General features: G+C 70.8%; 11 protein-coding genes. 10 read left to right on the plus strand and 1 reads right to left on the minus strand.

Features of this window, described 5'->3' with window-relative positions; translation table 11 throughout:
- Window positions 1–326 (minus strand): LacI family DNA-binding transcriptional regulator (locus G5C51_RS10210; RefSeq protein ID WP_165235288.1); only part of this gene is annotated, 326 nt, incomplete at its 3' end.
- Between the two features lie 107 nt (window positions 327–433).
- On the opposite strand from G5C51_RS10210, the gene G5C51_RS10215 reads away from it, so the two are divergent.
- From G5C51_RS10215 to G5C51_RS10260, 10 genes are all read left to right on the plus strand, one after another.
- Entirely contained in the window at window positions 434–1,693 is a 1,260-nt protein-coding gene (locus tag G5C51_RS10215) for an MFS transporter (protein WP_165235291.1), read from the plus strand.
- Between the two features lie 9 nt (window positions 1,694–1,702).
- Window positions 1,703–3,064 carry a Pup--protein ligase gene (pafA, locus tag G5C51_RS10220; RefSeq protein WP_165235295.1) on the plus strand — a complete coding sequence of 454 codons (1,362 nt, stop codon included), beginning with the start codon at window positions 1,703–1,705 and terminating at the stop codon, window positions 3,062–3,064.
- Between the two features lie 182 nt (window positions 3,065–3,246).
- A complete protein-coding gene (locus G5C51_RS10225) occupies window positions 3,247–4,236 on the plus strand; it encodes an FKBP-type peptidyl-prolyl cis-trans isomerase (protein WP_206313665.1) in 990 nt (329 codons plus the stop codon).
- Between the two features lie 69 nt (window positions 4,237–4,305).
- Window positions 4,306–4,680, plus strand: coding sequence for an FKBP-type peptidyl-prolyl cis-trans isomerase (locus G5C51_RS10230; protein ID WP_165235298.1), 375 nt, complete (start codon window positions 4,306–4,308; stop codon window positions 4,678–4,680).
- Window positions 4,681–4,813: 133 nt separating this feature from the next.
- Complete coding sequence (locus G5C51_RS10235; protein ID WP_165235300.1) at window positions 4,814–5,806, plus strand: helix-turn-helix transcriptional regulator; 993 nt, start codon at window positions 4,814–4,816, stop codon at window positions 5,804–5,806.
- Window positions 5,807–5,826: 20 nt separating this feature from the next.
- On the plus strand, window positions 5,827–6,783 hold the full coding sequence (locus tag G5C51_RS10240) for a helix-turn-helix transcriptional regulator (protein WP_165235302.1): 957 nt from the start codon (window positions 5,827–5,829) through the stop codon (window positions 6,781–6,783).
- Window positions 6,784–6,793: 10 nt separating this feature from the next.
- On the plus strand, window positions 6,794–6,979 hold the full coding sequence (locus G5C51_RS10245; RefSeq protein ID WP_165235304.1) for a hypothetical protein: 186 nt from the start codon (window positions 6,794–6,796) through the stop codon (window positions 6,977–6,979).
- Between the two features lie 165 nt (window positions 6,980–7,144).
- Window positions 7,145–7,426: a Sec-independent protein translocase subunit TatA gene (gene tatA / locus G5C51_RS10250; protein WP_165235306.1), complete on the plus strand. Its 282-nt coding sequence runs from the start codon at window positions 7,145–7,147 to the stop codon at window positions 7,424–7,426.
- Between the two features lie 52 nt (window positions 7,427–7,478).
- Complete coding sequence (gene tatC / locus G5C51_RS10255) at window positions 7,479–8,453, plus strand: twin-arginine translocase subunit TatC (RefSeq protein ID WP_165235308.1); 975 nt, start codon at window positions 7,479–7,481, stop codon at window positions 8,451–8,453.
- Window positions 8,454–8,537: 84 nt separating this feature from the next.
- Window positions 8,538–11,366 carry a DEAD/DEAH box helicase gene (locus G5C51_RS10260; RefSeq protein WP_165235310.1) on the plus strand — a complete coding sequence of 943 codons (2,829 nt, stop codon included), beginning with the start codon at window positions 8,538–8,540 and terminating at the stop codon, window positions 11,364–11,366.
- The last annotated feature ends 13 nt before the right edge of the window (window positions 11,367–11,379 follow it).

Raw genomic sequence — 11,379 nt, forward strand, 5'->3', positions numbered from 1 at the left:
GGCCCGGTGCCCTCGGGGGAGGGGTAGAGGACGACGCCGAAGCCGTGCTCCGCCGCGACCCGGGACGCGCCCGCGTAGACCCGGGCGAAGAACTCGTTCGTCAGCGCCGGGACCACCAGCAGCGCCGTCCGGGTGCCGCCCATGCGGAGGCTGCGGGCGGCGAGGTTGGGGCGGTAGCCGAGGTCGGCGGCGGCCTGGCGGACGGTGGCGGCGGTGCGTTCGGAGACGCGGCCGCGCCACTTCCCGCCGAGCACGAGCGAGACGGTGGCCTGCGAGACGCCGGCGCTGCGCGCGACATCGCGGCTGGTCACGGCCGGTGGAGCCATGCTGCACCGCCTTTACGAATAGACCCGGGAACGGACGCCATGGTACGTATACGTACAGCAAGTTATACGTACAACGTCATGGCATCACCAGGGTGAGGGGCGGGCCGATGTCCACCGGTTACATGCAGCTGCTGCGCACGAGACATGCCGCGCGGCTGCTCGCCGGCACCCTCCTGGGCCGGCTGCCGAACGCCACCGCCGCCCTGGCGATCGTGCTGTTCACCCGGGCCGAAGGCGGCTCGTACACGCTCGCCGGCATCCTCTCCGCCGTGTACGGCGTGGGCACGGCCGTCGGGCAGCCGCTGCTCGGCCGGGCCGTCGACCTGTGGGGGCAGCCGCGCGTCATGCTCCCCGCCGCGATCCTGTCGGGCCTCGGCATGGCGCTGTACGCCGCTGTGGGCCTCGAGCCGCTGCCGGTCGCCTACGCCGCCATGGTGATCGCCGGCGTCTTCACACCGCCGCTGGAGGGCGGGCTGCGGGCGCTGTGGCCGAGCGTGGTGGGGCGCGGCGAGAAGGTGCACGCCGCGTACGCGCTGGACGCCGTCGCGCAGGAGCTGATGTTCGCGCTCGGCCCGCTGTTCCTGACGCTCCTGGTCGGCGCCTGGAGCGAGGCCGCCGCGCTGCTCGTCATCAACGCCGCCGGCGTCCTCGGTGCGCTGTCCGTCGTCATCTCGGGGCCGTCCCGCCGCTGGCGCTCCGAGCCGCGGGAGGCGCACTGGCTCGGCGCGCTGCGCTCCAAGGGCCTGCTCGTGCTGCTCGGCACCTTCTTCTTCGTGGGGCTCGCGCTCGGCTCCATCGCCGTCGCGGCCGTGGCGTACGGGACCGAGGAGCACAACGACGCGGCCGCCAGCTATCTGCTCTCGGCGCTCGGCTTCGGCGCCCTCATCGGCGGCCTGACCTACGGGGCGCGGCAGTGGGCGGGGCGGGCGGAGAAGCGGCTGCTGCTGCTGATCGGCTGTCTGGCGGTGGGCTATCTGCCGCTCGCGCTGACGCCCGGCGTGGCGGCCATGACCGTACTGGCCGCCGTCTCCGGGGTGTTCCTGGCGCCCGCGCTCGCCTGCTCCTTCGTCGTCGTGGACCGGGTCGCGCCCACGGGGACGGTGACGGAGGCGTTCTCGTGGCTCGTGACCACCTTCGGCGTCGGCGCCGCGGTCGGCACCGGGGTGGCGGGACCGGCCGTGGAGACCGGCGGCGCGCCCGGCGGTTTCCTGGTCGCGGGGGCCGGCGGGATCGCCGCACTGGCCGTCCTGCTGGCCGCCGTTCCGGTACTCATGCGCCCCGTAGGCACCGCCGGACCAGGAGTGTTGCCGGAAAATGATCGAATCGGTGCGGTCGAACCCGGTTTCACGACCGGGCATCAGGCGTAATGTTCAGTCATGGACCGCCGCATCTTCGGGCTGGAGAACGAGTACGGCGTCACATGCACGTTCAGGGGGCAGCGCCGGCTGTCGCCGGACGAGGTGGCGCGGTACCTCTTCCGCCGAGTCGTTTCCTGGGGCCGCAGCAGCAACGTCTTTCTCCGTAACGGGGCCCGTCTCTATCTCGACGTGGGCTCGCACCCGGAGTACGCCACTCCTGAATGCGACAACGTCATCGAGCTCGTCACCCACGACAAGTCCGGTGAGCGCATTCTCGAGGGGCTGCTGGTGGACGCGGAGCGCCGGCTGCACGAGGAGGGCATCGCCGGCGACGTCTACCTCTTCAAGAACAACACCGACTCCGCCGGGAACTCCTACGGCTGCCACGAGAACTATCTGGTGGCCCGGCACGGCGAGTTCTCCCGGCTGGCCGACATCCTGATCCCCTTCCTGGTGACCCGCCAGCTGATCTGTGGCGCAGGGAAGGTGCTGCAGACCCCCCGCGGCGCCGTCTACTGCGTGAGCCAGCGCGCCGAGCACATCTGGGAGGGCGTGTCGTCCGCGACCACCCGCTCCCGGCCGATCATCAATACCCGCGACGAGCCGCACGCCGACGCCGAGCGCTACCGGCGCCTGCACGTCATCGTGGGCGACTCCAACATGTCCGAGACCACGATGCTGCTGAAGGTCGGGGCCACGGACCTCGTCCTGCGCATGATCGAGGCAGGCACGGTCATGCGCGACCTCACTCTGGAGAACCCGATCCGGGCCATCCGCGAGGTCAGCCATGACATGACAGGGCAGCGCAAGGTGCGGCTGGCCAGCGGGCGCGAGGCGTCCGCGCTGGAAGTCCAGCAGGAGTACTACGAAAAGGCCGTGGACTTCTGCGAGCGCCGCGGTATCCGCAGCGGCACCATCGAGCGGGTCCTGGAGCTCTGGGGCCGTACGCTCGAGTCCATCCGCAATGAGGAACTGGACAAGATCTCCACCGAGATCGACTGGGTGATGAAGCACCAGCTCATCGAGCGCTACCGGGCGAAGAACAACATCACGCTGTCGCACCCCCGGATCGCCCAGATAGACCTCGCGTATCACGACATCCACCGCCGCCGCGGCCTGTACTACCTGCTGGAGCGGAAGGGCCAGGCGGCCCGGGTGTGCAATGACGTGAAGATCTTCGAGGGCAAGTCGGTGCCACCCCAGACCACCAGGGCGCGGCTGCGCGGCGACTTCATCCGCCGGGCACAGGAGCAGCGCCGGGACTTCACGGTGGACTGGGTGCATCTGAAGCTGAACGATCAGGCGCAGCGCACCGTGCTGTGCAAGGACCCGTTCCGGTCGGTCGACGACCGGGTGGAGAAACTGATCGCCGGGATGTGAGTCCGTACCTGCGTCCGTAACGGGCCGGAAGGGGTCTGTGACCGAGGGTGTGAGGGCCGTAATGGCCGCATAAAGGGATACGCCATCCGGGCCCGGCCCAGGCGTGTGACCTTCAGGGGCCGGGCAGTCGAGGCCGTACAGTGGCAGGACTGCCTGGCCCCTCACATTCGGTTTGGACCTCCATGAACCTCCGTAAGACGACGCGCCTGGGCGCGGCCCTGGTCGTTCCTGCCCTCCTCTTCACCGCTGCCTGCGGCTCCGACGACGGCTCCGACTCCGGGAAGGGCTCGGGCGCCACGGTGTCCCAGGTGTCCGGGAAGTTCGGGCAGCAGCCGAAGATCAGCGCGCCCAAGGACGCCAAGGCTCCGGACGAGGTGGCGGTCAAGACCCTCGTCGAGGGCAAGGGCGACAAGATCGCCAAGGGTGACCAGGTGCGCCTGGACATCGCCGGGCAGGCGATGAAGGACAAGCGCGACCTCGGCTCCACCTGGGCCACCGCCAAGAAGGGCGACAAGGGCCCGCACCAGCAGCTGATCGAGAAGATCGGCCAGCCGAGCCAGAGCCTGCCCCCGAAGGTGCAGGAGGCGCTCGTCGGCGCCAAGCCCGGCAGCCGGCTGCTCGTCGAGGGCACCGCGGGCGCCATCGTCGGCAAGGCGCTGAACCCGCAGGCGGGCATCAAGAAGACCGACGGCCTCACCTGGGTGCTCGACGTCCAGGGCGCCGCCAAGGTCGACTCCAAGGCCGAGGCCGAGGGCAAGAACGCCGCCGTGAAGGCCGGCCTGCCGAAGGTCGAGAGCCCGGCGCAGAAGCCCGCCAAGATCACCATCCCGAAGGGCGAGGACGCCCCGGAGAAGCTCGAGCAGCAGACGCTGATCAAGGGCGACGGCAAGACGGTCAAGGCCGGCGACGGCGTCATCGCGCAGTACACCGGCGTGGCGTGGGAGGACGGCAAGAAGTTCGACTCCTCCTGGGACAACGGCGGCGCCACCCCGTTCCAGATCGGCACCGGCGCGGTCGTCAAGGGCTGGGACAAGGCGCTGGTCGGCAAGAAGGTCGGCGACCGGGTGCTGATGGTCGTCCCGCCGAAGGACGCCTACGGCACCGACAAGAAGGCGCACAAGCTGGGCGGCAAGACCCTGGTCTTCGTCGTCGACGTCGTCGGTACGGTCTGAGCCGGGCCTGTTCGGGAAAGCGGCGGCGGGTCTGGAAGACTTGGCCCGTCATCGCATTGAGGAGTATTCGTGAGCATCGACAAGCCCGAGGTCGACTTCCCCGGCGGCGAGCCCCCGGCCGACCTGGAGATCAAGGACCTGTGGGAGGGCGAAGGCCCGGTGGCGAAGGCCGGCGACAACGTCGCCGTGCACTACGTCGGGGTCTCGTTCTCCTCCGGTGAGGAGTTCGACGCGTCCTGGAACCGCGGCCAGCCGCTGCGCTTCCAGCTCGGCGCCGGCCAGGTCATTCCCGGCTGGGACAATGGCGTGCAGGGCATGAAGGTCGGCGGCCGCCGGCAGCTGATCATCCCGCCGCACCTGGCGTACGGCGACACCGGCGCCGGCGGCGGCCGGATCAAGCCGGGCGAGACGCTGATCTTCGTCTGCGACCTGGTGTCCGTCTGACCACAGACGTACCCAGCGGCCCCCGTCCTGTGAGGCGGGGGCCTGCGCTTTTGCGGCGGGCCGCGGTAGCGGTACCGTCGAGGTTTGCAGCCGCCCGGGCGCGGCTGACGGGCGAAGGGGACAAGGGACGTCGATGGCGATCGCCAAGGCAGAGCGGTTGATGAACCTGGCGCTGTGCCTGCTCAGCACGCGTCGCCCGCTCACCAAGCGTGAGCTGCGCGGCTCCATCGAGGCGTATGTCGAGGCCTTCGGCCAGGGGCAGTACCGGCCGGAGCCCGATGCCGCCGATGAATCCTTCAACCGGATGTTCGAGCGCGACAAGGACGATCTGCGCGAGCTCGGCATGGTCATCGAGACGGTCGAGAGCCTCGACGGCGAGACCGGCTATCTGGCCCGCCGCGACCGCAACACCCTGCCGCCCGTCGCCCTCGACCCGGAGGAGGCCGCCGCGCTCGGCCTCGCCGCGAAGGTGTGGCAGCACGCCCGGCTGGCGGGCGCCGCGAGCGGCGCGCTGCAGAAGCTGCGCGCGGGCGGCATGCCGGACGGCGGCGACCCGTACGAGGGTGGACACAGCGCCATCGAGCCGCGGATCCCGGCGCGGGAGGCCGCCTTCGAGCCGCTGATGCTCGCCTGCCGGGACCGGCGTCCGGTCGTCTTCGACTACCGCAAGTCCAACTCCCCGCAGCCCCAGCCGCGCCATGTCGAGCCGTGGCAGCTGGAGTGCTGGCGGGGGCAGTGGTATCTCGCCGGGTACGACCGGGACCGGAGCGCCGAGCGGGTGTTCCGGCTGTCCCGGATCACCGGCAAGGTGCGCAACCGCGGCCGTGGTTTCACCGCCGAGGTGCCCGACCGGGTCACCGTGCGCGAGACGGTGGCGGCCTGGGCGGGCGAGCTCACCGACCGTACGGCCCGGATCCGGCTGCGGACCGGGGCCGGCTATCCGCTGCGGGCCAAGGCGCTGTCGGCGCGGGAGGCGGCCCAGCCGGGGTGGGACGAGCTGGAGATTCCGTACGGGCACGGGCTCGACGCCTGGCTGGTGGAGTTCGGTCCCGATGTGGTGGTGCTGGAGCCGGCGGAGCTGCGCGCCGATGTGATCGACCGGCTGCGCGCGGTCGCCAAGGGCTGAAGGGGAGCGACGTAACGGCCATGGCCAATGCCATCGATCAGACCCGGCGGATGCTGTCGCTGGTCACGTATCTGCGGGAGCGGAACGGGGCCCGGGTGGGCGATGTCGCCCGCGCCTTCGGGATCAGCGAGGACGAGCTGATCTCCGATCTTGATGTGCTGCCGATGTGCGGCACCTCCTTCCGCGGCGGCGATCTGCTGGACATCGACACGGACGGGGAGCGGATCTGGTTCCGCAACCCCGGCGCCACCGACACCGGCGAGCCGCTGCGGCTCGCGGCCGACGAGGCGACGGCGCTGCTGGTCGCGGCGCGGGCGGTGGCCACGCTGCCCGGGCTGCGGGCGGGGGACCGGGACGCGCTGGTACGGGCGACGGCGAAGCTGGAGGCGGCCGCGGGGGAGGTGGCTTCGGCATCGTCGCGGCTCTCGGTCACCTTCGAGTCGGAGGGCGGCGTCTTCGCGGATGTCGACCGGGCGATCTCGGAGGGGCGGCGGCTGTGGCTGCGCTACTACTCGCCGGCCCGGGACGAGCTCACCGAGCGCGAGGTCGACCCGATCCGGCTGTTCGCGGTGGGGCACACGTACGTGGAGGCGTGGTGCCGGCTGACGGAGGCGCGGCGGACCTTCCGGCTCGACCGGGTCGCGGAGATCAAGATCCTCGACGAGCCGTCGGATCCGCCGCCGATCGAGCCGCGGGACCTGTCCGAGGGGATCGTGCGGACCACGGACGAGGATCCGGAGGTCGTGGTCGAGGTGGGGCCCGGCGGGCGCTGGGTCGCCGAGTACTACCCGCACGACAGCGCCGAGGAGCTGCCGGACGGCGGGCTGCGGGTGACGCTGCGGGCGCCGGACCCGTCGTCGCTGCGGCGGCTGGCGCTGCGGCTCGGGCGGGACGGCCGTATCACGGCGCCGAGCGATCTCGCCGATGCGGCGCGGGAAGCGGCGGTCAAGGCGCTGGCGGCGTACGAGGACGCGTAGGGTGACCGTCATGTTCTGGGCCATGATCGCCGTCGTGCTCGGGTTTGCCGGGATCGCCGTGCTCGGGGTGCTCGCCATCCGCGTCGGGATCGAGGTGCGGCGGCTCGCGCGGGAGGTCGCGGCCTCCGAGCGGGCCGTGTCAGCTGCGGCGGAGTCACTGGAGCGGGCCGCAACGCCACTGGTGAAGCGGAGGTGACCCTCCCCACCAAGGGGTAGTGGGGGGTACGCTTCAAGCTGGCCGTGGCCCTGCGAGCGAGGCGGGGGCCGCAACCAGGTGTCCGCACAGGCATTGCCGGGCGTTCACCCAGTCGGGTTACGATCCCAGCCAGACCCACGCCGCCTCGGTGAGAAGGTATAGCCAATGTTTGGACGGCTCGGAGCACCCGAGATCATCCTGATCCTCGTTGTCATCATCCTGCTGTTCGGCGCGAAGAAGCTTCCCGACATGGCCCGGTCCCTCGGCAAGTCCGCGCGGATCCTCAAGAGCGAGGCCAAGGCGATGAAGAAGGACGGCAAGGACGACGACGCCGCCCCGTCGGACCCGCCGGCCAACGAGGCCCCGAAGACCATCCAGGCCGCTCCTGGCGACGTCACCAGCTCCCGTCCCGTCACCGAGCCGTCCGACCAGACCACGCAGCGCTAGTACGCTGCGCACGGTGGTCGTACCGGACATGCGCATGAGATGAGGACGTGGGTTGCTGAAGGTTGCCCGCCGCAGCGAACGCGAGGACAGGGACCCCGAGGGGCGGATGCCACTCGCGGAGCACCTGCGCGAGCTGCGTAACCGCCTGGCGAAGGCGTTGCTGGCGATCGTGCTGGTCACGATCGTGGCGGCGTTCTTCTACATGGACATCGTCGACTTCTTCACGAAGCCGGTGCTCGATTCGGTCGGCTGCAGTCAGTCGTTCGAGCAGCTGGCCAAGATGGAGGAAGGTGAGCGCTGCGCGCAGATCACCATCAATGGTCTGCTGACGCCCTTCACCCTCGCCCTGAAGGTGTCGCTGATGGCCGGCCTCGTCCTGGCCTCGCCGATCTGGCTGTACCAGCTGTGGGCCTTCCTCGCGCCCGGCCTGCACCGGCACGAGAAGAAGTACGCGCTCAGCTTCGTCGCCGCCGGTTTCCCGCTGTTCCTGCTCGGCGGCCTCTTCGCGTACCTCGTCCTGCCGACCACCGCGTCGGTGCTGATCGAGTTCACGCCCTTCGGCGTGGACAACCTGCTGCCGCTCGACGACCTGCTCGACCTGATCGTCCGCATGGTGGTCGTCTTCGGTCTCTCCTTCGAGATGCCGCTGCTGCTGGTCATGCTGAACATCGGCGGCGTCATCACAGGGCGCCGGATGATCGGCTGGTGGCGCGGCATGATCATGGGCATCACGGTCTTCGCCGCGATCGCCACCCCCTCCACCGACCCGCTGACGATGCTGGCGCTGGCGCTGCCGATCGTGATCCTCTACTTCGGCGCGTCGTTCTTCTCGCTCGCCAATGACCGGCGCCGGGACCGTATCGAGGCGGCCAAGACCGACCCGGACGAGGCCGAGGACCTGGACCTGCCGGAGGACGTCGGCGACGTCGAGACGGTGGCGGCGGCGCCGGTGCTGCCCGAGCAGTCCACCGGCAGCTCCGACGACGACGGCCCGGCCCGTCGCAACGGCTACGACGACATCACCTGATCCGCGCCGGGCGCGGCAGCCGCGGGCGGTCACCGTAAAAGATCGCGTGCACTGTCACACCCGGCCGGTAGGCTCGGTTCCAAGATGACCGACGACGAGACCCTCGCGCCCGCCGAGGCGTACGCCGCATCCCGGCGTCGCGCCGTAGAGCAGGCCACCGACCTGTACGCCTTCCGCGAGCTGTACGACTTCGCTCTGGACGAATTCCAGGTCGACGCGTGCCAGGCCCTCGAGGCCGGGAAGGGGGTGCTGGTCGCGGCCCCCACCGGCTCGGGCAAGACGATCGTCGGCGAATTCGCCGTGCACCTCGCCCTGGCCCAGGGCCGCAAGTGCTTCTACACCACACCCATCAAGGCGCTGTCGAACCAGAAGTACGGCGATCTGGTGAAGCGCTACGGCGCCGACAAGGTCGGCCTGCTGACGGGGGACAACTCCGTCAACTCCGAGGCCCCGGTGGTGGTGATGACCACCGAGGTGCTGCGGAACATGCTGTATGCCGGTTCCCAGACCCTCACCGGACTCGGCTATGTGGTCATGGACGAGGTGCACTACCTCTCCGACCGCTTCCGCGGCGCCGTCTGGGAGGAGGTCATCATCCACCTCCCGGAGTCGGTCACGCTGGTCTCCCTGTCGGCGACCGTCTCCAATGCCGAGGAGTTCGGCGCCTGGCTCGACACCGTCCGCGGCGACACCGAGGTGATCGTCTCCGAGCACCGCCCCGTGCCGCTGTGGCAGCACGTGATGGCCGGGCGGCGGATGTACGACCTGTTCGAGGAGAAGGCCGGCAAGAAGGGCGGCACCGCCCGCGAGGTCAATCCCGATCTCGTACGGCTGGCGCGGATGGAGGCCTCCCGGCCGTCGTACGGGCGGGACCGCGGCGGCCGCCGCCGGATGCGCGAGGCGGACCGCGAGCGGGAGCGGCGCGCCCGCAGCCGCGTCTTTACGCCCAGCCGGGTCGAGGTCATCGAGCGGCTCGACGCCGAGGGGCTGCTGCCCGCGATCACCTTCATCTTCAGCCGCGCCGGCTGCGCGGCCGCCGTGCAGCAGTGCCTGTACGCCGGGCTGCGGCTCAACGACGAGGCGGGCCGGGTGCAGGTCCGCGAGATCGTCGAGGAGCGTACGGCCGACATCCCCCGCGAAGACCTCCATGTGCTGGGCTACTTCGACTGGCTGGAGGGCCTGGAGCGGGGCATCGCCGCGCACCACGCCGGGATGCTGCCGACCTTCAAGGAGGTCGTCGAGGAGCTCTTCGCCAAGGGCCTGGTCAAGGCGGTCTTCGCGACCGAGACGCTGGCCCTCGGGATCAACATGCCGGCGCGCTCGGTGGTGCTCGAGAAGCTGGTGAAGTGGAACGGCGAGCAGCACGCCGACATCACTCCGGGTGAGTACACGCAGCTGACCGGCCGCGCCGGGCGCCGTGGCATCGATGTCGAGGGCCACGCGGTGGTGCTCTGGCAGCGGGCGATGAGCCCGGAGCATGTCGCGGGTCTCGCCGGCACCCGCACGTATCCGCTGAAGTCCTCCTTCCGGCCGTCGTACAACATGGCGGTCAACCTGGTCTCGCAGTTCGGGCGGCACCGTTCCCGGGAGCTGCTGGAGACGTCGTTCGCGCAGTTCCAGGCGGACCGGTCGGTCGTCGGGATCTCGCGGCAGGTGCAGAAGAACGAGGAGGGGCTGGCGGGCTATCGCGAGGCGATGACCTGCCATCTCGGCGACTTCGACGAGTACGCGCGGCTGCGCCGCGATCTGAAGGACCGCGAGACGGAGCTGGCGCGGCAGGGTGCGGCGCAGCGGCGGGCCGCGGCCGCGGTCGCGCTGGAGAAGCTGAAGCCGGGCGATGTCATCCACGTGCCGACGGGGAAGTTCGCGGGACTCGCGCTCGTCCTCGACCCCGGCGTGCCGGCCGGGCGCAGCAATGGCGGCCACCGCGGTTACGACCACCACGACGGCCCGCGGCCGCTGGTGCTGACCGTCGGCCGCCAGGTGAAGCGGCTGGCCTCCGGTGACTTCCCGGTGCCGGTGGAGCCGCTGGAGCGGATGCGAATCCCGAAGTCGTTCAATCCGCGCAGCCCGCAGTCCCGCCGCGACCTCGCCTCCGCGCTGCGTACGAAGGCGGGGCACTTCGAGCCGAACCGGCACCGCAAGGACCGCTCGGCGGCCGCCGACGACACCGAGATCGCCCGGCTGCGGACCGCCATCCGCGCCCACCCCTGCCACGGCTGCGACGAGCGCGAGGACCACGCCCGCTGGGCCGAGCGCTATCACCGGCTGCGCCGCGACACGCGCCAGCTGGAGCGGCGCATCGAGGGCCGTACGAACACCATCGCCAAGACCTTCGACCGGGTCTGCGCGCTGCTGACCGAGCTCGGCTACCTGGAGGGCGAGAAGGTCACCGCCGACGGCAAGCGGCTGGCCCGGCTCTACGGCGAGCTCGACCTGCTCGCGTCCGAGTGCCTGCGCGAGGGCGTCTGGGAGGGGCTCGGCGCGGCCGAGCTGGCCGCCTGCGCCTCGGCGCTGGTCTTCGAGGCCCGGCAGTCCGACGACGCGATGCCGCCCAAGCTGCCGACGGGCAACGCCCGGCACGCACTGGGGGAGATGGTGCGCATCTGGGGCCGCCTCGACGCCCTGGAGGAGTCCCACAAGATCGACGAGGCGGAGGGTGTCGGGCAGCGCGAGCCGGACCTCGGCTTCGCCTGGTCCGCGTATCAGTGGGCGTCCGGGGCCAGCCTGGACACGGTGCTGCGCGACTCGGAAATGCCGGCGGGCGACTTCGTGCGCTGGTGCAAGCAACTCGTCGACGTCCTCGGCCAGATCGCGGCGGCGGCGCCGCCCGACGGCACGGTGGCGCGCGCCGCGCGCAAGGCCGTGGACGAGGTGCGGCGCGGGGTAGTGGCGTACAGCTCGGTCGGCTGATCGCCGGAGCGTC

This window comes from Streptomyces coryli (assembly GCF_011044975.1).
Classification (GTDB): domain Bacteria; phylum Actinomycetota; class Actinomycetes; order Streptomycetales; family Streptomycetaceae; genus Streptomyces; species Streptomyces coryli.

Bases quoted from the DNA above. Each gene is read 5' to 3' on its own strand.
- G5C51_RS10245 (WP_165235304.1), top strand. From the start codon at position 6,794: ATGTTCTGGGCCATGATCGCCGTCGTGCTCGGGTTTGCCGGGATCGCC.
- G5C51_RS10235 (WP_165235300.1), top strand. From the start codon at position 4,814: ATGGCGATCGCCAAGGCAGAGCGGTTGATGAACCTGGCGCTGTGCCTG.
- G5C51_RS10260 (WP_165235310.1), top strand. From the start codon at position 8,538: ATGACCGACGACGAGACCCTCGCGCCCGCCGAGGCGTACGCCGCATCC.
- G5C51_RS10240 (WP_165235302.1), top strand. From the start codon at position 5,827: ATGGCCAATGCCATCGATCAGACCCGGCGGATGCTGTCGCTGGTCACG.
- tatA (WP_165235306.1), top strand. From the start codon at position 7,145: ATGTTTGGACGGCTCGGAGCACCCGAGATCATCCTGATCCTCGTTGTC.
- G5C51_RS10215 (WP_165235291.1), top strand. From the start codon at position 434: ATGTCCACCGGTTACATGCAGCTGCTGCGCACGAGACATGCCGCGCGG.
- G5C51_RS10225 (WP_206313665.1), top strand. From the start codon at position 3,247: ATGAACCTCCGTAAGACGACGCGCCTGGGCGCGGCCCTGGTCGTTCCT.
- pafA (WP_165235295.1), top strand. From the start codon at position 1,703: ATGGACCGCCGCATCTTCGGGCTGGAGAACGAGTACGGCGTCACATGC.